This window comes from Escherichia sp. MOD1-EC6021 (genome assembly GCF_002965245.1).
Lineage (GTDB): Bacteria > Pseudomonadota > Gammaproteobacteria > Enterobacterales > Enterobacteriaceae > Escherichia > Escherichia coli_F.
Window position 1 is genome coordinate 25,910 of the sequence record NZ_PTRU01000028.1, and the last position, 21,618, is coordinate 47,527.

Annotated in this window: 23 protein-coding genes and 1 other RNA gene; 6 read left to right on the forward strand and 18 right to left on the reverse strand. The window is 49.6% G+C overall.

Annotated elements, in window-relative coordinates; genetic code table 11:
- Positions 1 to 47: 47 nt before the first annotated feature.
- From BEB54_RS22650 to kbaZ, 12 genes are all read right to left on the reverse strand, one after another.
- Positions 48 to 815: a galactosamine-6-phosphate isomerase gene (locus tag BEB54_RS22650; RefSeq protein WP_072157066.1), complete on the reverse strand. Its 768-nt coding sequence runs from the start codon at positions 813 to 815 to the stop codon at positions 48 to 50.
- Positions 816 to 1,607 carry a PTS galactosamine transporter subunit IID gene (gene agaD / locus BEB54_RS22655; protein ID WP_000534360.1) on the reverse strand — a complete coding sequence of 264 codons (792 nt, stop codon included), beginning with the start codon at positions 1,605 to 1,607 and terminating at the stop codon, positions 816 to 818.
- Entirely contained in the window at positions 1,597 to 2,400 is an 804-nt protein-coding gene (gene agaC, locus BEB54_RS22660) for a PTS galactosamine transporter subunit IIC (RefSeq protein ID WP_104919914.1), read from the reverse strand. The genes agaD and agaC overlap by 11 nt, the downstream gene beginning before the upstream one ends.
- Positions 2,401 to 2,439: 39 nt before the next feature.
- Entirely contained in the window at positions 2,440 to 2,916 is a 477-nt protein-coding gene (agaB, locus tag BEB54_RS22665; protein ID WP_105276796.1) for a PTS galactosamine transporter subunit IIB, read from the reverse strand.
- Positions 2,917 to 3,082: 166 nt separating this feature from the next.
- On the reverse strand, positions 3,083 to 3,943 hold the full coding sequence (kbaY, locus tag BEB54_RS22670; RefSeq protein WP_000022766.1) for a tagatose-bisphosphate aldolase subunit KbaY: 861 nt from the start codon (positions 3,941 to 3,943) through the stop codon (positions 3,083 to 3,085).
- A gap of 12 nt (positions 3,944 to 3,955) precedes the next feature.
- Positions 3,956 to 5,110: an AgaS family sugar isomerase gene (locus tag BEB54_RS22675; RefSeq protein ID WP_105276795.1), complete on the reverse strand. Its 1,155-nt coding sequence runs from the start codon at positions 5,108 to 5,110 to the stop codon at positions 3,956 to 3,958.
- A gap of 350 nt (positions 5,111 to 5,460) precedes the next feature.
- Positions 5,461 to 6,594, reverse strand: a complete 1,134-nt coding sequence (gene nagA / locus BEB54_RS22680) for an N-acetylglucosamine-6-phosphate deacetylase (protein ID WP_105276794.1) — start codon at positions 6,592 to 6,594, stop codon at positions 5,461 to 5,463.
- Positions 6,591 to 7,025 carry a PTS galactosamine/N-acetylgalactosamine transporter subunit IIA gene (gene agaF / locus BEB54_RS22685; protein ID WP_032303830.1) on the reverse strand — a complete coding sequence of 145 codons (435 nt, stop codon included), beginning with the start codon at positions 7,023 to 7,025 and terminating at the stop codon, positions 6,591 to 6,593. Before agaF ends, nagA begins: the two co-directional genes overlap by 4 nt.
- Positions 7,026 to 7,042: 17 nt before the next feature.
- Positions 7,043 to 7,921, reverse strand: coding sequence for a PTS N-acetylgalactosamine transporter subunit IID (gene agaE, locus BEB54_RS22690; RefSeq protein WP_001295548.1), 879 nt, complete (start codon positions 7,919 to 7,921; stop codon positions 7,043 to 7,045).
- A complete protein-coding gene (gene agaW, locus BEB54_RS22695; RefSeq protein WP_105276793.1) occupies positions 7,911 to 8,690 on the reverse strand; it encodes a PTS N-acetylgalactosamine transporter subunit IIC in 780 nt (259 codons plus the stop codon). The genes agaE and agaW overlap by 11 nt, the downstream gene beginning before the upstream one ends.
- Before the next feature lie 10 nt (positions 8,691 to 8,700).
- On the reverse strand, positions 8,701 to 9,174 hold the full coding sequence (gene agaV, locus BEB54_RS22700) for a PTS N-acetylgalactosamine transporter subunit IIB (RefSeq protein ID WP_032303829.1): 474 nt from the start codon (positions 9,172 to 9,174) through the stop codon (positions 8,701 to 8,703).
- A 22-nt stretch (positions 9,175 to 9,196) separates the two neighbouring features.
- Positions 9,197 to 10,477 (reverse strand): tagatose-bisphosphate aldolase subunit KbaZ, encoded by a 1,281-nt coding sequence (gene kbaZ / locus BEB54_RS22705; RefSeq protein ID WP_104917761.1) that lies wholly within the window; start codon positions 10,475 to 10,477, stop codon positions 9,197 to 9,199.
- A gap of 248 nt (positions 10,478 to 10,725) precedes the next feature.
- Between kbaZ and agaR the strand changes: the two genes are divergently transcribed.
- On the forward strand, positions 10,726 to 11,535 hold the full coding sequence (gene agaR, locus BEB54_RS22715) for an aga operon transcriptional regulator AgaR (protein ID WP_000072187.1): 810 nt from the start codon (positions 10,726 to 10,728) through the stop codon (positions 11,533 to 11,535).
- A 54-nt stretch (positions 11,536 to 11,589) separates the two neighbouring features.
- Here agaR and yhaV read toward each other — a convergent pair whose 3' ends face one another.
- The 3 genes from yhaV to garD all read right to left on the reverse strand — a co-directional run bounded on the left by yhaV (position 11,590) and on the right by garD (position 14,109).
- Entirely contained in the window at positions 11,590 to 12,054 is a 465-nt protein-coding gene (gene yhaV, locus BEB54_RS22720) for a type II toxin-antitoxin system ribonuclease toxin YhaV (RefSeq protein ID WP_000347250.1), read from the reverse strand.
- The gene (gene prlF / locus BEB54_RS22725; RefSeq protein WP_001296435.1) at positions 12,054 to 12,389 is read right to left on the reverse strand and encodes a type II toxin-antitoxin system antitoxin PrlF; all 336 of its coding nucleotides are present in this window, start codon (positions 12,387 to 12,389) and stop codon (positions 12,054 to 12,056) included. Before prlF ends, yhaV begins: the two co-directional genes overlap by 1 nt.
- Before the next feature lie 148 nt (positions 12,390 to 12,537).
- Positions 12,538 to 14,109 (reverse strand): galactarate dehydratase, encoded by a 1,572-nt coding sequence (gene garD, locus BEB54_RS22730; protein WP_001273763.1) that lies wholly within the window; start codon positions 14,107 to 14,109, stop codon positions 12,538 to 12,540.
- Between the two features lie 375 nt (positions 14,110 to 14,484).
- Between garD and garP the strand changes: the two genes are divergently transcribed.
- From garP to rnpB, 5 genes are all read left to right on the forward strand, one after another.
- A complete protein-coding gene (garP, locus tag BEB54_RS22735; RefSeq protein WP_000599651.1) occupies positions 14,485 to 15,819 on the forward strand; it encodes a galactarate/glucarate/glycerate transporter GarP in 1,335 nt (444 codons plus the stop codon).
- Between the two features lie 15 nt (positions 15,820 to 15,834).
- A complete protein-coding gene (gene garL, locus BEB54_RS22740; protein WP_105276791.1) occupies positions 15,835 to 16,605 on the forward strand; it encodes a 2-dehydro-3-deoxyglucarate aldolase in 771 nt (256 codons plus the stop codon).
- A 29-nt stretch (positions 16,606 to 16,634) separates the two neighbouring features.
- Entirely contained in the window at positions 16,635 to 17,525 is an 891-nt protein-coding gene (garR, locus tag BEB54_RS22745) for a 2-hydroxy-3-oxopropionate reductase (RefSeq protein WP_001303675.1), read from the forward strand.
- 96 nt (positions 17,526 to 17,621) lie between these two features.
- The gene (garK, locus tag BEB54_RS22750; protein ID WP_001352915.1) at positions 17,622 to 18,767 is read left to right on the forward strand and encodes a glycerate 2-kinase; all 1,146 of its coding nucleotides are present in this window, start codon (positions 17,622 to 17,624) and stop codon (positions 18,765 to 18,767) included.
- Between the two features lie 32 nt (positions 18,768 to 18,799).
- Positions 18,800 to 19,176, forward strand: an RNA gene (rnpB, locus tag BEB54_RS22755) — RNase P RNA component class A.
- 272 nt (positions 19,177 to 19,448) lie between these two features.
- Here rnpB and BEB54_RS22760 read toward each other — a convergent pair.
- The 3 genes from BEB54_RS22760 to tdcR all read right to left on the reverse strand — a co-directional run.
- The gene (locus tag BEB54_RS22760) at positions 19,449 to 20,618 is read right to left on the reverse strand and encodes a hypothetical protein (RefSeq protein ID WP_105276790.1); all 1,170 of its coding nucleotides are present in this window, start codon (positions 20,616 to 20,618) and stop codon (positions 19,449 to 19,451) included.
- Positions 20,619 to 20,639: 21 nt separating this feature from the next.
- Positions 20,640 to 21,179, reverse strand: coding sequence for a hypothetical protein (locus tag BEB54_RS22765; protein ID WP_001352916.1), 540 nt, complete (start codon positions 21,177 to 21,179; stop codon positions 20,640 to 20,642).
- 238 nt (positions 21,180 to 21,417) lie between these two features.
- Positions 21,418 to 21,618, reverse strand: a 201-nt coding sequence (gene tdcR, locus BEB54_RS22770) for a transcriptional activator TdcR (protein WP_201798173.1), incomplete at its 5' end; no start/stop codon positions are given.

Genomic DNA, 21,618 nt, shown 5'->3' on the forward strand with positions numbered 1-21,618 from the left:
ACAGGCGTCGCAGCAAGAATAGAGCTGCAACGCCTACACCGGGCGATTTAACGACGACACATCTCATCAATCATGCATGTGAAATAGTTATGCAGCCATAAAAACGAAGCCGGGATAGCGGTAGAGACTTTAGCCGTGAGAAAACGTTCTGTCGCATCCTGCTTTCCTTCGCCAGTTATCAGTAACAAAACTTCGCGGGCATTGAGAATATCCTTCAGGCCTAAAGTGATCCCACGAGTCACGGGACGGCCCGCGGTTTTTAACATCTCATGTTGTTGCGTTCTGGTATCAAGCTGGCTGATATGGCTTGCTGGTTGCAGACTTTCTCCCGGTTCGTTCAGCCCAAGATGGCCGTTTTTTCCCAATCCGAGAACGCATAAATCCAGACCGCCTTTGCGCGCAATCAGGTTCGTTACCCGTTCGCACTCTGTCTCATTTATCTCTTCAGAGCGAAAGCTGATGAGCTGGTCTTCACGTAGCCCCAGCGGCTGCACGATATGCTGTTGAAGGAAAGTTTCGCAGGTGCCAGGCATCGTTAATGGCAGATCCACCCATTCGTCGAGCTTCACGAAGGTCAGTTGGCTGACATCAACCTGCTGCTGGTGGATTTTTTCTACCAGATAATGATACGTCAGTAATGGCGTGGCTCCGGTCGCCAGGCAAATCACAGCATCCGGTTTGCTACGGATCACGGCCAATAAATATTCGCTGGCACGTTCACTTAACGCCGTATAGTTTTCAACTTGTTGAAGGGTTTGCACAGGATGAAATTCCTTTAGTAAAGAGGCACCACCAGACGCAGTGCCTCGTTCCATTTACAAAATGCCGAATGCGGAACAAACAATAGAGAGCACAAAAGTCACGCCGATTAACAGCACCGGATGCGCTTTTTTCACCCGCAGGAAGTAATACATCAACAGGGTGTAGGCCATCGGTAAAATGTTCGGGAAGACTTTATCGAAGAAATCCTGCTGCAGCGCGACGCTGTGGGTACTGTCGATGGCAAACGATGTCACCACGTTAATATGCACATACGAAGCGATCAGCCCGCCGATTACCGTGATCCCGAGGATGGTTGCCGAACGAGCAATCATCTGCGAGTTCTCTCGCACTTTATCGATCGCCTTCACGCCGACTGAATAACCGACGTGGGTCCAGCCGACGCGCAGGAAAAAGATAAGCAGGTAAACGGCGAAAAATAGAATCGGCCCCAGCAAGTTTCCCTGGCTGGCAAATGATGAGCAAATTCCCGCCATAATCGGCAATAAGGTAAACCAGAAAATCGCATCACCAATCCCGGCGATTGGGCCAAACAGTGCCACTTTGAGGCCTTTAATGGTGTCGCGGTTTTCTCCTTTTTCTTCCATCGAAATTAATAACCCCATCAGGAATCCGACCAGATTCGGGTGGGTATTAATAAATTCGAGGTTATCTTTCATCGCCGCGCTTAGGCCCGGTTTGTCGTCCTTATAAATCTTTTTCAGGAGCGGCAACATCGCCCAGGTAAAACCGCCCGCCTGCATCCTTTCGTAGTTAAAGCTCGCTTGCAGGAGTGACGAACGAAAGCCCAGACGGGTGATATCTTTTTTACTGATTTCAGATCCCATTGCTGTAGTCCTCTTCTTCATTTTTACTGGCAACGGGCTGCGGTTGCGCTTGCTGCCGGGATTTCGCATTGAAAAACTCATACACCGCAAAGCCTGCACCCAGTACGGCAACTGGCAACAGGTTGCTGACCTGGATGTAGCAAACAAACAAGAAACCGGCGATCAGGTAAGGGATATATTGCGCTTTGAACATTACGCGCAGCAGCAGGCCAAAACCAACGGCAGGCAGAATGCCGCCAGCCACTTCAAAGCCGTGGGTCAGCCAGGCGGGCATCGCTTTCACCAGCGCCTGCATCGCCCCTTGCGCCAGGTAAGTACAGAGGAAAGCAATCACCGCATACGCTGAAGCGACGATGAGCATCGTTGTCCAGTTAAGTCGGGAAAACGCTGCCGTATCCGCATCTTTCGCGCATTTATCGGCTTTGGTCATAAATAATGAGAAAGCGGAATAGAAGAACAGAATGACGTACTGCATTAACAAACTAAACGGCAGGCCAAGACCAATTGCCGTTTTGGCATCGACGCCAGTAGACCACGCAATGACGGTGGTCATCAGACCCGCCATAATCGGGTTGGGCGGCTGAACACCACCGGCAGGGGTTAATCCGGCGAAAGCCAGCTCAGTCAGACCACCGGTAATTAAGCCAGTCTGAATATCACCGAGAATAGCGCCAGTTAGGGTACAAACGATTATCGGGCGGAATAAAAATAAGGCTTCCAGCCAAAAATCAATCCCCAGAACGAAAACTAACGCCGCCAGGGATAATCCCTGAATTAGGGTTATTTCATGCATTTTTATTACCTCAAACCAGTATTAAGGCGATTTTTGAATTTAGTCAGGGATTTGTTCTTTTTGATCGCCGGGGACGTCCTGAATAAAAATATTCACACCGCGTTGTTTAATAAAGCGTAAGTCCGCGAGATCTTGATCGTCGATATAAACTTTACTGCTGATTTGCTTTTTACCATCCGAGAAATGCATATTGCCGACGTTGACATCTTTCAGGTCAATGCCACCTTCTATCAATTTACGTACCGTTTGTGGCGTGCGGCAAATCAGGAAGATTTTCTGATGCGGTGCAGCTTTGCCGATGACGTTAATGGTTTTTTCGATAGTAAAGAAACGAATGCCAAAGCCGTAGGTTTCCGCGGTAATACCCATTAATTTCTGTTGAATATCATCGTTAGCGACAACATCATCCACGACTACCAGCAGATTTGCACCGATGGTAGATGTCCAGGTCACACCAACCTGACCGTGAACCAGACGGTTATCAATACGGGTTAAGAGAATATTTGGACTGCTCATTGTGTAATCCTCACCATAAAGTTGAATAATATAATTTTTTTAAATATATTATTGTTGCGATATTTTACTGATGTATTTATTAAGGTTTAGTTATCTCCTTTACCATTAAGGCACTCCCCGATATTAATCGGGAAGTACATTGGGATAAATCATAAAAAACTAATGATTATGCTGAAATTCGATTTGCTGAACCACAGACATTAATTTTATTTCTGACAACTTCTTTCATCGCATCCATACCGACGCGCATATAATAACGAGGATCATTACCCTGCGGATTTTCCGCAAACCAGGCTTTAACCGCGCCAGCGAAAGCTATTTTTAATTCTGTGGCAACGTTTACTTTTGTGACGCCAAGTTCAATAGTGCGGCGGACAAATTCATCCGGGACATCGCTGGCACCATGCAGCACCAGAGGAACATCCACCACTTCACGAATTTCCGCCAGCCGCTGGAAATCAATCTTCGGCGTTTTGCTGTATAAGCCGTGCGCCGTACCAATCGCTACCGCCAGGCTGTCGACGCCAGTCAGTTCGACAAAGCGTTTAGCTTCTTGTGGATCGGTCAGGAATGCACTTTCGGCGTCAACGCTCATGTCATCTTCCACACCGCCCAGGCGGCCCAGTTCTGCTTCCACGCTGCAATCCTGCGAGTGGCAGAAGTCGACAACCGATTTCACCAGCTTTACGTTCTCGGCAAACGGGAAGTGGCTGCCGTCGATCATCGCACTGCGCACGCCTGCGTGGACTTTACGGCGAATATCATCGAGTGATTCGTGGTGGTCGAGATGCAGCGCCAGTGGCATGTTGTAGGTTGTGGAATAGGCACTACACAGGGCGTAGATCTCTTCCAGCGCGATATGTTTAAAGGTCCCCGGCGTCCCGGCGAGGATCACCGGCGATCGCATTTCACTGCACACTTCGAGGATCGCCTGGATCGTCTCGGCGTTATGAATGTTAAAAGCAGGCACCGCGTAGCCATTGGCCTGGGCGTCCTGTAACAGATATTTGGTGGAGATAATGCTCATAATGCGATCCTCTTATGCCTGCCACGGATGAATGATTACGCCTTGCACCACACGGTTAACGGTGCCGCTGGCTGATGGGGTATCCGGCGTATTGCCCATGTGCAGCGACTGCATCAGTGCAAACGTCTGGGCGTACATCAGGAAGCAAAATGCCAGCTCAACGTCGATAAAGTGACGTGACGGCGGCAGGATGATATGTGGACCGGCGGTAATAACGTCGTTGCCTTCCGCGGCGATGGCGATTACGCGCATTGCCTGGTTGTCACGGCGGAGTTCTGCCAGCAGATCAAGATCATACTGACGCGTATAGGGGTGGCTGGAGACAAACACCACCACCAGCGTTTCGTCATCGACCAGTGATTTAGGCCCATGACGGAATCCGGTCGGGGAATCATAAAAGGCCGCCAGTTTACCCGCCGTTAGTTCAAGCACTTTCAGCGCCGACTCGCGTGCTGCACCCTGTAATCCACCACTGCCGAGATAAACGATCCGTTTCCACGGTGCGTAACCAAACACACCTTCGCTGAAATCGCCCAGTGAGGTCAGGATCGCCTGGCAACGATCCGCTACGTCGCGGAAGGTCTGGCTATTGATTGTCTCAGGTGCGAAAACCGCGAGGCAGCTGGCCATCATAGTGGTAATGCTGCTTGTCATCGCAAAGCCGCGATCGTGCGTTTCTGCGGGCATCAGCAGGGCAAACGCGTTGTCGCTGTTGATCGCGTTTTGGTAAAGAGCGCCCGCTTCGTTGCAGGTGATCGGCAGGTGATAGCATTCCGGTACAAACTGATTTGCCAGTTCCACGGCAGCGACGCTTTCCGGGCTGTTGCCGGATCGACCGAAGGAGATCAACAGCAGTGGATGCGCTGGGTTCAGGTATTCCATTGGATTGGTGACCAGATCGGTGGTCGGTACGGCGCTGACGTTTTTGCCGGTATGGCTGGCAAGCCACGGCGCGATGATGTCACCGATAAATGCCGAGGTTCCGGCTCCGGTCAGGATGATCCGCAGATTCTCTTTGCGCAGTAACGGTTCAAGGAAGTTATTGAGCGCTGTACGTAACGCGTCGATGTTGGTGAGTGAACGGATCCATGCGCGAGGCTGATGGCGGATCTCTTCTTCAGTCCATGTGCCGGTGGTGGCGGCCGCTGGGGTGTAATTTTCTGGCATAACTCAATCCTTAGTCTGATGAACTTGACTTCCGGCATTGCAGGTTTCGCTTGCCTTTCGTTTCATTTCACTTGGTGATTCGTTTCGTTGATTAAAATCTATAGAAAAGAAATCGAAAGTTCAATGGAGAAAAAAGAAATAAAACGAAATTTGTGATCGTTGAAAGAAAAGACAAGGGAAGATTAAAGGATTGCGTGATGACGTCGCTATGTGTACCGATTGCTGGAAGCGGCGTACCGTAGAGCGGATAAGACGCGCCAGCGTCGCATTCGACACCACTGCACAGATTAAAACGAAAGAAAAAGAAAGGCCTTACGGGGGAAGTGAAGGCCCAATAAAGGAGCAAACCATCAAAACGAAGCTAATTGACCCTGAATCCAGATTTGTTGCACATGCAGTCCGCTATCCAGCGCAACGACGCTGGCGCGTTTGCCCGGTTTAAGTGATCCCAAAACACCATCAACACCCAGCATTCGCGCCGGATGCAGCGACGCCATATGGATGGCTTCCGCTGGCGTTACGCCCGTCAGCTCGACCATATTGCGAACAGCCGCATCAACAGACAGCGTACTGCCCGCCAGTCCACCGGACGCGGTACGGACAACGCCGTCGTGCATCTGCACCTCTTCACCACATAACGTATAGCGACCATCCGGCATCCCGGCTGCCTGCATCGCGTCGGTGATCAGCACGATTCTCTCTTTCGCACAGCAACAACACAGCGACATCGCCGCCGGATGTACATGATGCCCATCGGCTATCAATTCCAGCCAGGCGCGCTTGTCCGTTAAACCCGCACCAACCATTCCCGGTTCGCGGTGATGTAATCCTGTCATCCCGTTATAGCAATGCACCAGGCCGTCGGCACCAACATCAAATGCGGCGCGGGTTTGTTGCCAGGTTGCTGCGCTATGTCCCAGCATTACCCGCACGTTCTGCTGTTTAAGATGACGAATGGCTTGTAACGCGCCCGTTTTTTCCGGTGCCAGCGCCACCACGCGCAAGGTATGCCGTGAAACAGCAATCAATTGATCCAGCTCGGCAATTTCCAGCTCGCGAAACAGCTCCGGCGGATGTGCGCCTTTATTCTGCGGCGTGAAGTACGGTCCTTCGAGATAACTCCCCAGCACTTGCGCACCAGGTCCACCGCGCTGGCAGCGTAGAGCAATACGTTCCAGCGCCGCATGAATGGTATTAAGCGGCGCGGTTACGGTAGTCGGCAACCAACTGCCGACACCTTCCCGTGCCTTGTGCATTGCCAGCTTGTCGAGCACATCCGGCGCGTCATCCATAACATCAACGCCCGCACCACCGTGTACATGGGTATCGATATAAGCGGGGCAGAGCAGTTCCGCATCGCGTTCAGCCACGCCCACTGGAATCGGTTCGATTGCTGCAATTACACCGTCAGCAATATGCAACTGATGATCATCAAGCCAGCCCTCCTCAGTCAGCAGTCTTCTGGCGCGCAGAACGTGTGTCATATTCCTTCCTCGACCGGACATTCTTCATGGCAGCGGCCTAATTCATCCACCAGACTGGTCAGCCCACGGTGTCCACACTCCAGCGCCTGTACACGGAATTCTTCACCGCTTAACCCTTCGCGCTCCAGCACCATTTCCAGCAACAGTTGCAAATTGGTGCCGGTGATCACTTCATAGCCCGGTTTTTGCATCGCCAGCGTTGAAGCCACGCGAAACGGTGTGCCGCCCAGCAAATCTGTCAGAAAAACAATGCCGTCTTCACAATCCAGTTGGGCGATGGCCTCTTCAAGCTGCGATGTAAGCAGCGCAGTGCTTGAGGTTTCCGGAAAATCAATGGCGATAAACTGCGACTGCTCGCCGAGGATTTGCTTCATTGCTTTTTCCATGCCGCTGGCAAATCCGCCATGCCCTGTCAAAATAATACTTAACATCTAATACCTCATTGTATTTAAAGGAAATGACAGAATTTACCGACGATGCCAAGAACCACGGTAACCGCAATCAGGCGCAGCGGACTCCAGCCGCGGCGTACCAGCCAGAACATGGTCAGGGTGTAGACTAGCGGTAAGAAGGCAGGCATCAGTTTGTCGATAACGTCAGCCTGCAGCTTAACCACTGCGTCGCCCGCCGTGATTTCCAGCGTGGTGCTTAAACGAACATAGGTTGCCACCAGCGCGCCGATCACCGTCATCCCAACGATAGACGCTGCATGGCCGACTTTTTTGGTATTCGCTTTAATGAGTGGGATCGCCGCCACGCCCATGCGGTAAGCATAATGCGCCAGACCAAAACGCAGCCCCAGGTGTACCACGTTAAACAGCACAATAAACACGACTGCGCCAAGAATAGAGCCTTGCAATGCCAGACTGGCACCAATCCCGCCACAAATCGGCAGTAACGTTAGCCAGAACATCGCATCTCCAATCCCGCCGAGCGGCGCACCGACGGCAATTTTGGTGCTCTGAATACTGTTAACGTCCTGCTTAGAACGCTCCATCGCGAGGATAATGCCAATAACAAACGTCACCAGAAATGGATGGGTATTGAAGAAACCCATATGTCCCTTCATGGCGCGCGCCAGGTCGCGTTTATTAGTGTGGATCTTTTTCAGAGCAGGCAGCAGACCGTACAACCAGCCGGAAGCCTGCATACGCTCGTAGTTAAAAGAAGCTTGTAACAGCATGGAACGCCAGGCGACGCGGTTGATATCTTTTTTTGTTAGCTCCGCGCCAATGCTCTGATCTTCGTATACGTTTTCATTGACGCCTGTCAGTAGTGTCTCTTCATTTTCGCTGACGTTCGGCAGGGTGGTTTGATTAGATGCCATCTTCAAATTCCTCTTTCTTTGCCGCAGGTTGAGTCGGTTCAGGAGATTTACGCAGCAGGTCGATCAGCGCCATCGCCAGCGCGGCGGCAGCAATAGCCAGCACCGGTAACTTGAGCCAGGCGGCGGCAACGAAGCCCAGGATGAAGTAGGGGATGTAGACGTTTTTCATCATGATTTTCAGCAGCACGGCAAAACCGATTGCTGGCATGATGCCGCCCGCGACGCCAAGGCCGTCGATTAACCGTTGTGGCAGGACATCAATGATGGTTTTTGCATGTTCCGCGCCGAAATAGATAGGCAGGAAAGCGCAGAGAAAATAGAACGTGCCGAGTGCCAGCAATGCCAGATAGTTCACGCGTTCAATGCCGCGAGTATCGGCGTTCTCCGCCATCCGGTCGCAGCGGGACATCACGCCAGACATCACCGAGAACAGGAAGGTAATCCCCATCTGTACTGCGACAGCGAAAGGTACGGCGACACCGACCGCGACATCCGGTTTCACGCCAGTAGTAATGGCAAACGCCGTGCCGACGATAGTTCCGATAATCACGTTAGGCGGCTGTGCGCCCGCCAGCGGTGCCAGCCCCATCCACACCAGTTCCAGCGTACCGCCGGTTAAAATACCGGTATGCAGATCGCCAAGCACCAACCCAACTAACGGGCCGAGGACCACCGGGCGGTGCATATGGGTCAAGCCGTTAAACATATCCAGGCCAGCGATAAAGGCGATAATGCCCAACGCAAATGCCTGCAACAGACTGATTTCCATAATGAATCCCTCAAAGTAATTTAAAGAGGTCCACAGCCGGTTCTGTCGGAACGCCCTGAACGAAGCATTCCACCCCAGCGGCTTTCAGGTCGTTAAATGCCGCGATATCGCTCGCATCCACAGAAACCGTTTTGGCAATTTGCTGCTTGCCATTGGCATAGTGCATGTTGCCAACGTTAATGCGACTCACCGGGACCCCACCTTTAACCAGCGTCAGGAAATCGGCAGGTGTTTTACAAACCAGCAGGATTTTCTGCCGATCGGCGGCGCGGTGGATGTTGTCGATCACTTTTTGCAGCGTCCAGAAACGTACGGCGATCCCTTCTGCCAGTACCATTTCCATCAGGTTTTGTTGTACCGGATCTTCGGCAACCTCATCATTGGCTACCAGCACCAGATTTGCCCCCGCAAATCCGACCCACTGAACGCCGACCTGACCGTGAATCAAGCGTTCATCAATCCGGCTTAAAACAATATTTGGCATAGCGTGTTCCTCTTTGTTTTGCTTATTGGCCTTCACAGGCTGTGTGGTACTGCGCCAGGATGTCCTGAATATGGTTGATAATGAGTTCCCGTGGCGTTGGCTGCAGCTCGCCGGAGCGAACTTTCACGTATTGCAGCGGCAGGTACTGACTGATGAGCGGCAGCGGAATTGGTGCATCCGCCAGGTTACGAACCAGATGGGCGAAAGCGTCATCAATCTGGCTGTCCGGCCAGTAGTAGCGCACGCGATCCGAGTAGCTATAACCACGCGCCAGGCGACGTGCGTTGCCGTCACCGTGGTAGTGGCTTTGCCAGTATTCCGGGCGGTCGAGCATCACGTTTTCCAGCACCTGACGCAGACCGGAACAGGCTTTTGCTGGCACCAGTTCTTCTTCAATCGCCGCCAGAGAGAACAGAGCTTCACGCAGGGCGAAGGTTAGCGCCGGACCAACTTTCAGAATGGCAAAGTGGTCAATCACCAGCTGGCGCAGCGATTGCGGCGTTTGGTAATCGGTAGAGTGCGCTTCGAAAATCAGCGTTTCGTAGTTTTCGACCATCTGGCTTAAGGCGGTCGCTTTAGCTGGCTGATAATCAATAACGTTGGTGTGATCGAATTCGACGCCGGGTTGTACCACCAGAGCAATGATGCGTGGCCAGATGGCATTCAGACCTTGCTTTTCAAAGGCGTGACGATGGGCTTCCAGCGTGGCGCGGGCGGCATCCGGCGTAGTGACCGCCAGCTCGCTTAAGGTTTCATGCGCGCCGCCAGGTACCGGCACTTCGGTACCAATGACATACACCAGATCGGCTTCGCCAAAGTGTTCACGGCAGGTTTCTTCCGCGACTTTAGCCAGTCGGGCGGCGCGTTCAGCCACGATGTCATCGGTTAAGGGAACCGGATCGTCCTGACAGGACATGCTGCAATCAAGGTGAATTTTTTTGAATCCTGCCGCCACGTAGCTTTTAATCAAATCATCGGCATTGGCCATCGCCTGAGCGGCAGGCAGGTTTTGCCAGCGGTTTGGCCCCAGATGATCACCACCCAGAATCAACGCGTCTTGTGGGAAATTCAATGAGTCGGCGAGCTGACAAACAAAGCCGCGAAAATCGGCGGGTGTCATTCCGGTATAACCGCCGAACTGGTCCACCTGATTGGATGTCGCTTCAATCAGTAACGGTGTTTGGTTTGCACTGGCGTAGCGGATTGCAGCTTCCAGCACCAGCGGGTGTGCGGAACAAACGGCATAAATCCCATTTGTTTTGCCCTCTTTGTGCTGCCTCACCATTTCTGTCAGATGTTTCACTTTCCTCTCCAGTTCAGATTGCTGCGATATTAATCTTTCGTTTTGTTTCAGTTGATACTGCGTCATGGTGAGATAAAAATAAAACGAAAGATAATAGTTTTCTGATCTGATTCACAAAAGAAACATAATGAAAGTCTCTAAAACGAGAGTAGCTTGCGGCTGGGGGCAATGTGGGCTTGCATTTGCTTAATAGAAAGGCGTTAATAGGCAAAACGAAATGAAACGAAAGTTTTACGAAAGGACTTACTATGAGTAATACCGACGCTTCAGGCGAGAAGCGAGTGACAGGCACCAGCGAGCGACGAGAACAAATCATTCAGCGCCTGCGACAGCAAGGGAGTGTGCAGGTTAACGATCTGTCGGCATTGTATGGCGTATCTACTGTGACGATCCGCAACGATCTGGCGTTTCTGGAAAAGCAGGGGATCGCTGTGCGGGCCTATGGCGGCGCGTTGATCTGCGATAGCACGACGCCGTCAGTCGAGCCATCAGTGGAAGATAAAAGCGCGCTGAACACTGCGATGAAACGCAGCGTTGCGAAAGCTGCCGTTGAGTTGATTCAGCCAGGTCATCGGGTGATCCTCGATTCCGGGACCACCACTTTTGAGATTGCTCGTCTGATGCGCAAGCACACTGACGTAATTGCGATGACCAATGGTATGAACGTGGCTAATGCGTTGCTGGAAGCGGAAGGCGTTGAGCTGCTGATGACCGGCGGGCATTTGCGGCGTCAGTCGCAATCTTTTTACGGCGATCAGGCTGAACAATCGCTACAAAATTACCACTTTGATATGCTTTTTCTCGGCGTAGATGCGATCGATCTGGAGCGCGGCGTCAGCACGCATAATGAAGATGAAGCCCGTTTAAACCGTCGGATGTGCGAAGTTGCGGAACGGATCATCGTGGTCACCGATTCCAGTAAGTTCAATCGTTCCAGTTTACATAAGATCATTGATACTCAACGTATCGACATGATCATTGTTGATGAAGGCATTCCTGCGGATAGTCTGGAAGGACTGCGAAAGGCTGGGGTTGAAGTGATTCTGGTCGGGGAATGAGAAAGGATGCCCGCTGGTCAACACCAATGCGTTCGGCGGGCATTGTGAACACCATCAATGGTTTTCTTCTGTCTCTTGGGCGAGGCTTTCCCAGTCGGCAGGAGGATGTCCTCTTTTTAACATTTTACTGAATACGGTATAGGCATCTGTTTTTTTACCGTAGGTGCGCAGCGTGTTTTCATCGTTCATCCATCCCAGAATGATGACTTTCTCTTTTTCACTGTAACGAAAGAAGAGACGATAGCGACCAGCACCAAATTTTACCCGTGACCAGTCTTTATTTTTCCCAGAGCCTAACGACTTGCCATGACGGAATGCCGGTGATGATGGATTGACCGTGATATGCTCCTCAATCACTTTATGGACCACCGCCAATAACTTTGTGGCAGCTTTTCTCTGATAATTTTCAGGATCTTTTCCCTTTAATGCCTCGACTTCGGCAACTAAAGCATCGTAGGTTTCCTGAAAACAGGGATGAGCATATAGCGCCCAACCATTAACCCTTTGTGGAAAATCCATTATTCGTCGTCGCCAATCTCATCGTCAATGTTGACGTCCATGCCAGCGACAAGTTTCTTTCCTTGTTGAATGTCGAATGGACGAGTTTTTTGCGGGTTGTTCTGGATATCTGCATCCAGAAAACGCAAAAATGCATTCATAGTATGATCCTCCTGTTCATCTCCCAGTCGGCACATAAATACTTGCCCACCAGGCAGAATTTCGTAATGAATGCTGTCCAGGCCTGGCTTCAGTTTTAAGGCCTCACGCACTGGCGCGGGGATAGTTGTTTGTCCGCGTATCGTGACCTTTGATTCAGTGGTCAGTACAGCGTTAGAGCGAGCATTAGCGGGCATTATTTACTGTCCTTTTACAGCCTGTTTTCTGCTCAAATTATAAGCTTGAACTAAGGTAATGCAAATGCATTATTAATGGATGTGTGGACTTTAAACAATAAAAACATGGCACTAAGGCCATGTTTTGCGAGGGACGTTCCAAAAGAAATCAGGTCACCGGTGCCGGGTTAAACACCGCCAGCTGGTTATGCAGCCCCCATTGATCCGAGAAGGTTTTCTTCTTCCCGCTGGCGACGTCGAGAATAAAGTGGAACAGCTTCCAGCCCACTTCTTCTATGGTTTCTTCGCCGGTGGCGATGGTGCCTGCGTTGATATCCATTAAGTCAAACCAACGGTTTGCCAGTTCGGTGCGGGTCGCCATTTTAATGACGGGTACTGCCATCAGGCCATATGGCGTGCCGCGACCGGTCGTAAACACTTGCACGGTAATCCCTGATGCCACCTGTTGCGTGCCACAGACAAAATCGCTGGCTGGTGTCGCGGCGTAAATTAATCCGCGTTTAGTCGGGCGTTGACCGGGCGACAGCACTTCAACAATTGCGCTTTTACCCGATTTAGCAATGGAGCCGAGCGCTTTCTCCACCACATTTGCCAGACCGCCTTTCTTGTTGCCCGGCGAAGGGTTGGCGCTGCGGTCGGTTTTTCCCATATTGAGATAGTTATCGTACCACTCCATCTCTTCCAGCAGACGCTTGCCGACCTCTTCGTTCACTGCGCGCGGCGTCAGCAGATGGATCGCGTCACGCACTTCTGTGACTTCCGAGAACATCACTGTTGCACCGCAGCGCACCAGTAGATCAGATGCATAACCCACGGCTGGATTTGCCGTTACGCCAGAAAACGCATCGCTGCCACCGCACTGCATGCCGACAACCAGTTCTGAAGCCGGACAGGTTTCTCGCTGACGTTGATTCAGTTTTTGTAGATGGCGTTCGGCGACCTGCAAAATATCCTCGACCATGGACTGAAAACCGACATGCTTTTCATCCTGCAAACTGACAATGCTGGCGCTTTCTACTGGAATAGCTTGCACATCATCCGTTCCAGTCAGCAGGCGTTCAGGCTGCAACTTTTCACAACCCAGACCAATCACCATTACTTCGCCGCCAAAGTTAGGGTTCAGCGAAATATTGTGAATGGTACGAATAGGCACAACTGCCGCCGGTGCGTTAATCGCCACGCCACAACCGTACAAATGATTCAGCCCCACCACGCCATCGACGTTCGGGTATTTCGGTAGCAGATCGCGTTCAATGATTTTTACTACGTAGTCCACCACGCCTGCCACACAGTGGACGCTGGTGGTGATGCCGAGCAGGTTTTTGGTGCCCACGCTGCCATCAGCATTGCGATAGCCCTCAAAGGTGTATCCTTCCAGCGGCGGTAAGGGTTCCGGGACTTTGGTTGCCAGTGGCAGCGTGTGTAACGGCGGCGCTTCCGGTAGTACAACCATTGATTCGTCGATCCAGCTTCCGCGTGGGATTGCGCGCACGGCGTAACCAATCACTTCGCCATAACGAATAATTTCACCATTAGCCGGAATGTCCAGCAATGCGACTTTATGCCCCTGGGGAATATGTTCAATTAATTCCAGCCCATCCGGAAAACGCGTTCCTGCTTTCAGGCCATTATCATTAACAATAATTGCCACATTATCTGTGTCGTGAACTTTTATATAAAACGCAGTTGGCGTTTCTTGTCTGATTTCGATGTTGGCCATTGTGCAATATTCTCCAGCCAGGGGTTATTAAAATGAGGACCTGGTCTCATTTAAAAAATAAATGACTTCATTGGGTGAAATAAGAATGTCAGGAGTTTAAACGCAGAAATGTGATCAATGTCAATCATTTCAGGGATTGCAGTGCCGCCCGGCAGGGTAAAGCGCAAATCTGTGCTTTAGCGCGCAACCTTATGTGCATATGCTCAAAATAATATTTAAATAGTAATAATTAAATTAGCATTTGCACAATGATTATTATTCTCTCGCTGCTTATACTAATTCCTGAGTTCATTGTCGTAACGGCATAAATAAAACTCATAAATAACACCTTCCCCATAATAATAAAAATCAGCATAAGTACCCGAGGTAAATAAAATGATTCTGGACACCGTTGACGTAAAAAAGAAAGGCGTGCATACCCGCTATTTAATATTACTGATTATTTTTATTGTTACCGCCGTTAACTACGCCGATCGTGCAACGCTGTCTATTGCTGGTACCGAAGTGGCAAAAGAGTTGCAGTTAAGTGCGGTTTCGATGGGTTACATCTTTTCTGCTTTTGGCTGGGCCTACTTGCTGATGCAAATCCCCGGCGGCTGGCTGCTTGATAAGTTTGGCTCGAAAAAAGTTTACACCTACAGCCTCTTTTTCTGGTCGCTATTCACCTTCCTGCAAGGCTTTGTTGATATGTTCCCGCTGGCCTGGGCAGGGATCTCCATGTTCTTTATGCGCTTTATGCTCGGCTTCTCGGAAGCGCCATCATTCCCGGCGAACGCCCGTATTGTCGCCGCCTGGTTCCCGACGAAAGAACGTGGTACTGCCTCCGCCATCTTTAACTCGGCGCAATATTTCTCGCTGGCGCTCTTTTCGCCTCTGCTTGGCTGGCTGACTTTCGCCTGGGGATGGGAGCACGTCTTTACCGTTATGGGGGTGATTGGGTTTGTGCTGACGGCGCTGTGGATCAAGTTGATTCATAACCCGACAGATCACCCACGTATGTCTGCGGAAGAGCTGAAGTTTATATCTGAAAATGGCGCGGTGGTCGATATGGACCACAAAAAGCCGGGCAGCGCGGCAGCAAGCGGTCCCAAACTGCATTACATCAAGCAATTGCTCTCTAACCGCATGATGCTGGGTGTATTTTTCGGGCAATATTTTATCAACACCATCACCTGGTTCTTCCTTACCTGGTTCCCGATTTATCTGGTGCAGGAAAAAGGCATGTCGATTCTGAAAGTGGGTCTGGTCGCCTCGATTCCGGCACTGTGTGGTTTTGCGGGCGGCGTGCTCGGTGGTGTCTTCTCGGATTATCTGATCAAACGCGGTTTGTCCCTGACCCTGGCACGTAAGTTACCGATTGTGCTGGGAATGTTGCTGGCTTCCACCATCATCTTATGTAACTACACCAATAACACCACGCTGGTGGTCATGCTGATGGCGCTGGCCTTCTTTGGCAAAGGATTTGGCGCGCTGGGCTGGCCGGTGATTTCTGACACCGCGCCGAAAGAGATTGTTGGCCTCTGCGGCGGCGTCTTTAACGTCTTTGGAAATGTTGCCTCCATTGTCACTCCACTGGTGATTGGCTACCTGGTAAGTGAACTGCACTCCTTCAATGCAGCACTGGTTTTCGTGGGATGTTCAGCGCTGATGGCGATGGTCTGCTACCTCTTCGTAGTTGGCGACATTAAACGTATGGAATTGCAGAAATAAGCAAAGGTATAAGCGATGAATAACGATGTTTTCCCGAATAAATTCAAAGCAGCACTGGCTGCGAAACAGGTACAAATTGGTTGCTGGTCAGCACTCTCTAACCCGATTAGCACTGAAGTTCTTGGTTTGGCTGGGTTTGACTGGCTGGTGCTGGATGGCGAACATGCGCCAAACGATATCTCCACGTTTATTCCGCAGTTAATGGCCCTGAAAGGCAGCGCCAGCGCGCCAGTAGTGCGAGTGCCGACCAACGAGCCGGTAATTATAAAGCGTCTTCTGGATATCGGTTTCTATAACTTCCTGATTCCTTTTGTAGAAACAAAAGAGGAAGCAGAGCAGGCGGTGGCATCAACCCGTTACCCACCGGAAGGCATTCGCGGCGTCTCCGTTTCTCACCGCGCCAATATGTTTGGCACCGTGGCGGATTATTTCGCTCAGTCGAACAAGAACATCACCATTCTGGTCCAGATAGAAAGTCAGCAGGGCGTAGATAACGTCGATGCCATTGCCGCTACCGAAGGTGTAGACGGTATCTTCGTCGGCCCCAGCGATCTGGCTGCGGCATTAGGCCATCTCGGCAATGCCTCGCACCCGGATGTACAAAAAGCAATCCAGCATATTTTTAACCGTGCCAGTGCGCACGGCAAACCCAGCGGTATCCTCGCGCCGGTCGAAGCCGATGCGCGTCGTTATCTGGAATGGGGCGCGACGTTTTTGGCTGTCGGCAGCGATCTCGGCGTCTTCCGCTCTGCCACTCAGAAACTGGCTGATACCTTTAAAAAATAACCACCACCGCAACAAGAGAGATGATTGATATGACTATGAAAGTTGGTTTTATTGGCCTGGGGATTATGGGTAAACCAATGAGTAAAAACCTTCTGAAAGCAGGTTACTCGCTGGTGGTTGCTGACCGTAACCCAGAAGCTATTGCTGACGTGATTGCTGCAGGTGCAGAAACAGCTTCTACGGCTAAAGCGATCGCTGAACAGTGCGACGTCATCATAACCATGCTGCCAAACTCCCCTCATGTGAAAGAGGTGGCGCTGGGTGAGAATGGCATTATTGAAGGCGCGAAGCCAGGTACGGTATTGATCGATATGAGTTCTATTGCACCGCTGGCAAGCCGTGAAATAAGCGAAGCGCTGAAAGCGAAAGGCATTGATATGCTGGACGCCCCGGTGAGCGGCGGTGAACCGAAAGCCATCGACGGTACGCTGTCAGTGATGGTGGGCGGCGACAAGGCTATTTTCGACAAATACTATGATTTGATGAAAGCGATGGCGGGTTCCGTGGTGCATACCGGGGAAATCGGTGCAGGTAACGTCACCAAACTGGCAAATCAGGTCATTGTGGCGCTGAATATTGCCGCGATGTCAGAAGCGTTAACGCTGGCAACCAAAGCGGGCGTTAACCCGGATCTGGTGTATCAGGCAATTCGCGGTGGACTGGCGGGCAGTACCGTGCTGGATGCCAAAGCGCCGATGGTGATGGACCGCAACTTCAAGCCGGGCTTCCGTATTGATCTGCATATTAAGGATCTGGCAAATGCGCTGGATACTTCCCACGGCGTCGGCGCGCAACTGCCGCTCACAGCTGCGGTTATGGAGATGATGCAGGCACTGCGAGCAGATGGTTTAGGAACGGCGGATCATAGCGCTCTGGCGTGCTACTACGAAAAACTGGCGAAAGTCGAAGTTACTCGCTAATGACGTCGTGCCCGGATGGCGTATTGCAATCCGGGCCTGGAATCCAGGCCGAATAAGAGAAACGCCCTCCGGCGTCATGTGGTAACAGGCATAGGTATGAAAATCGTAATCGCCCCAGACTCTTATAAAGAAAGTTTATCTGCCAGCGAGGTTGCGCAGGCGATAGAAAAAGGATTTCGGGAAATTTTTCCTGATGCACAGTATGTTTCCGTTCCGGTTGCCGACGGTGGTGAAGGAACGGTGGAAGCCATGATTGCAGCCACCCAGGGGGCTGAACGTCACGCTTGGGTTACAGGGCCGCTGGGCGAGAAAGTGAATGCCAGTTGGGGGATCTCCGGCGATGGCAAAACCGCGTTTATTGAAATGGCGGCGGCCAGTGGGCTGGAACTGGTACCTGCGGAAAAACGCGATCCACTTGTGACCACTTCACGCGGTACTGGCGAGTTAATCCTGCAGGCGCTGGAGAGCGGCGCGACAAACATTATTATCGGCATTGGCGGCAGCGCCACCAACGACGGCGGCGCAGGCATGGTGCAGGCGCTGGGGGCGAAATTATGCGATGCCAACGGCAATGAAATTGGTTTTGGCGGCGGTAGCCTTAATACTCTGAATGATATTGATATTTCCGGCCTCGATCCGCGCTTAAAAGATTGTGCTATTCGCGTCGCTTGTGATGTCACCAATCCGCTGGTGGGCGATAACGGCGCATCGCGCATCTTTGGCCCACAAAAGGGAGCCAGTGAAGCGATGATTGTCGAGCTGGACAATAACCTCTCTCACTATGCCGATGTCATTAAAAAAGCGCTGCATGTTGATGTGAAAGATGTCCCCGGCGCAGGAGCTGCGGGCGGTATGGGCGCGGCGCTGATGGCGTTTCTTGGTGCGGAACTGAAAAGTGGTATTGAAATCGTCACGACGGCGCTGAATCTGGAGGAACATATTCACGATTGTACGCTGGTGATCACCGGTGAAGGGCGTATTGACAGCCAGAGTATACACGGCAAGGTTCCGATTGGCGTCGCAAACGTGGCGAAAAAGTACCATAAACCGGTGATTGGCATTGCGGGTAGCCTGACCAATGATGTTGGCGTTGTACATCAGCATGGCATTGATGCGGTCTTCAGCGTATTGACCAGTATTGGTACGTTGGACGAAGCATTCCGCGGGGCTTATGACAATATTTACCGTGCTTCACGTAATATCGCCGCGACACTGGCGATTGGAATGCGCAACGCGGGGTGACAAGGGCGCGCAAACCCTCTATACTGCGCGCCGAAGCTGACCAGACAGTCGCCGCTTCGTCGTCGTCCTCTTCGGGGGAGACGGGCGGAGGGGAGGAAAGTCCGGGCTCCATAGGGCAGGGTGCCAGGTAACGCCTGGGGGGGAAACCCACGACCAGTGCAACAGAGAGCAAACCGCCGATGGCCCGCGCAAGCGGGATCAGGTAAGGGTGAAAGGGTGCGGTAAGAGCGCACCGCGCGGCTGGTAACAGTCCGTGGCACGGTAAACTCCACCCGGAGCAAGGCCAAATAGGGGTTCATAAGGTACGGCCCGTACTGAACCCGGGTAGGCTGCTTGAGCCAGTGAGCGATTGCTGGCCTAGATGAATGACTGTCCACGACAGAACCCGGCTTATCGGTCAGTTTCACCTATTTTAACGAAAACCCGCCAGCGTAAACTGGCGGGTTTTTGCTTTTGAGGAGGGTGGTCGGAAAGATGAACGTCTTATCTGGCCTACAAAACAACGAAAATTCAATATATTGCACAGAGGCAATGTAGGCCTGATAAGCGTAGCGCCTCAGGCAATTTTGTGTTTATCATCAGTCTCGAACCTGCTTCGGCAAGCTTTTACTTTTGGTGCAGACGGAAAGATGAACGAATATCTAAGCTATTAATAATAGACTTTGCAAGAAATCATTACATTTATATTTCATTTAAAAGATCGTAATCATACGTATATTCTTTGCTAATAAAACGACACTCGTTGAAGCTAAATTCATCGTCTGAAAAGGAATTGTCAACAGAATCTCTCTCTTCCTCCAGGCTATTATCTGAAAGCAAGTCGTTTGAGTTAGTGTAATCTAGGTTGTAATCGACAGTATAATTAATTTCTGGATCGGTTTGGTAATCATTTTTTTTGACGCAATCATATTCTTCAATAATTTTGTCGATATAATCATATGCTTTTTCTAATGAGAAGTTTTTCATCTCTGGTAATTTAACTTTGCTCAAATAATTATTAATTTTTGAGGAATTTTTATATATGCTTTTTGTTAATTCTTTTTCTAATTTGTCTGTTATATTTGCTGTTGGTATGGATTTTATAATCGCATATCTCATGATTTTTAATTGATCTTCGGTTAAATCTCCAAGCTCATTTAAACAACTTTCGACAAAGTTGATTTTTTCTCTGGAATAATCATCGCTGATACTTGTTAACGCTGGGGTGATTTTTAATAAAGAATTCCATGAGATAGTACCATTATGTGTCGAACGCATAAAATTTATATTGTACATATTGGTTTTAGTAAACTTTGTTGTAAACAATGTAAAGGGATCTAAAGTCGCGTAAGCCATATGTTTATTTGAAAAATCATAACCAGTTAAATCGACGTTATGCAAGTCCAGATAGGATAAATCTATTACGTCGCCTGCTCCAGAGCTAAAGATTACATTTAATCTTCTGATTTCATTGTAAATTTCCTCTAATGAACAATTTGTGTTCATGATGTCTGCTGAAATTTTTATGTTATTTAACGGTTCACAAATTATAAGCTTGCAGGTATTGTCTGATCGTTGCGTTATTTGGGCATTATAACCTAAAAAATCTATGCGAAGAGACGAGTCATTATAAAGTATTACATTTTTTAAGTATGCTAATTCTTGTTGAAAATCACCATCGATAATACATGTTCCACCAGGTTGCAACGCGCAGATTAACGTGAGCATTTGATTAGAAGTCTGTTTTAGTTTTACTACACCTGGTGCTAGTGCTTTGAGGTCATTTATTATGGGGGGTTCAGGAATGTCATTCATTTTTATACGTACTAAATCATTACCTAAGTCATTACCTATTGATGAAACCGGGAACATTATTTTATCCTTTTTAAATAATCAATGAGAATCATGATTAAAATGATCTGGTGAAAAAAAGAGAATTTGCCAACAATCTGAAACATTGTCAGTTTTATTAAAATGATTAAATTCCGTTAAGATAACTTCTTTTTGCGTGAACTTTGCGCAAAACTTAAAAATTGTCTCCTTGATACACTCCAGATCTTTTCTATTGATGGCTGAACAAGTACATTTTTCGCCAAAAGGTGAAAATGTGCCTACATCTAAAGTTTGTATTATATAATCATCATTTACTCCTGTAGAAATATCTATGATGAATGGACTTCTATTTTCCGGTTGGATTCGGATCATTACAGAAGAAACATCACCTTTATAGACATTCAATGCAGTAATCGCAGATAATATTCTCCGCAATTCATTGCTTATGCTGTAAATTTCATTAACGTCATTTGTCGATATAATCTCGGCAAATTTTATTTTTACCTTCCAATAATCAATGTTTCTATTATAAGTGTTAACAGTTTCGTACATTGGTGGTATCGAAGGGGGTAAAAAATGTGAAACCGAATAACCTTTCATTGATGCCTGCCTTGTCATCATGACAAACAATAATCAATGCTTATTTTCCTTGCACGGTTCGCTCACAACTATCAAAAAACGCTCAATTACCCGGCATTACAGTCAACGAAGCAAAATTCTGTGGTCTACAACGATGTAAAGCACAACGAAAATCCTCCTTGTTCTCTTCTTCTGATCGTATAGCGATGAACATCAATTATTCGTTTTGTGATCCTCAACACAAAATGCTATTTAGTAACTATGGTGACAGTAGAAACGAGGGGAAACGATTGCATTCACAAAATGACGTCCTGTAAGGAGGGTGAAAGTTGATGTTAATCAATTGTTCGAGATGATCAATATCTGTATTCAAAATTTTAAAACATTGATAAAATAAATGTTTGTCCTCCAACAAATAGCGAGAAAAAATGTGACGTGCCGCATTATTTATCGCTGAAAA

Bases quoted from the DNA above. Each gene is read 5' to 3' on its own strand.
- BEB54_RS22650 (WP_072157066.1), bottom strand. From the start codon at position 815: ATGGAACGAGGCACTGCGTCTGGTGGTGCCTCTTTACTAAAGGAATTT.
- agaD (WP_000534360.1), bottom strand. From the start codon at position 1,607: ATGGGATCTGAAATCAGTAAAAAAGATATCACCCGTCTGGGCTTTCGT.
- agaC (WP_104919914.1), bottom strand. From the start codon at position 2,400: ATGCATGAAATAACCCTAATTCAGGGATTATCCCTGGCGGCGTTAGTT.
- agaB (WP_105276796.1), bottom strand. From the start codon at position 2,916: ATGAGCAGTCCAAATATTCTCTTAACCCGTATTGATAACCGTCTGGTT.
- kbaY (WP_000022766.1), bottom strand. From the start codon at position 3,943: ATGAGCATTATCTCCACCAAATATCTGTTACAGGACGCCCAGGCCAAT.
- BEB54_RS22675 (WP_105276795.1), bottom strand. From the start codon at position 5,110: ATGCCAGAAAATTACACCCCAGCGGCCGCCACCACCGGCACATGGACT.
- nagA (WP_105276794.1), bottom strand. From the start codon at position 6,594: ATGACACACGTTCTGCGCGCCAGAAGACTGCTGACTGAGGAGGGCTGG.
- agaF (WP_032303830.1), bottom strand. From the start codon at position 7,025: ATGTTAAGTATTATTTTGACAGGGCATGGCGGATTTGCCAGCGGCATG.
- agaE (WP_001295548.1), bottom strand. From the start codon at position 7,921: ATGGCATCTAATCAAACCACCCTGCCGAACGTCAGCGAAAATGAAGAG.
- agaW (WP_105276793.1), bottom strand. From the start codon at position 8,690: ATGGAAATCAGTCTGTTGCAGGCATTTGCGTTGGGCATTATCGCCTTT.
- agaV (WP_032303829.1), bottom strand. From the start codon at position 9,174: ATGCCAAATATTGTTTTAAGCCGGATTGATGAACGCTTGATTCACGGT.
- agaR (WP_000072187.1), top strand. From the start codon at position 10,726: ATGAGTAATACCGACGCTTCAGGCGAGAAGCGAGTGACAGGCACCAGC.
- yhaV (WP_000347250.1), bottom strand. From the start codon at position 12,054: ATGGATTTTCCACAAAGGGTTAATGGTTGGGCGCTATATGCTCATCCC.
- prlF (WP_001296435.1), bottom strand. From the start codon at position 12,389: ATGCCCGCTAATGCTCGCTCTAACGCTGTACTGACCACTGAATCAAAG.
- garD (WP_001273763.1), bottom strand. From the start codon at position 14,109: ATGGCCAACATCGAAATCAGACAAGAAACGCCAACTGCGTTTTATATA.
- garP (WP_000599651.1), top strand. From the start codon at position 14,485: ATGATTCTGGACACCGTTGACGTAAAAAAGAAAGGCGTGCATACCCGC.
- garL (WP_105276791.1), top strand. From the start codon at position 15,835: ATGAATAACGATGTTTTCCCGAATAAATTCAAAGCAGCACTGGCTGCG.
- garR (WP_001303675.1), top strand. From the start codon at position 16,635: ATGACTATGAAAGTTGGTTTTATTGGCCTGGGGATTATGGGTAAACCA.
- garK (WP_001352915.1), top strand. From the start codon at position 17,622: ATGAAAATCGTAATCGCCCCAGACTCTTATAAAGAAAGTTTATCTGCC.
- BEB54_RS22760 (WP_105276790.1), bottom strand. From the start codon at position 20,618: ATGTTCCCGGTTTCATCAATAGGTAATGACTTAGGTAATGATTTAGTA.
- BEB54_RS22765 (WP_001352916.1), bottom strand. From the start codon at position 21,179: ATGAAAGGTTATTCGGTTTCACATTTTTTACCCCCTTCGATACCACCA.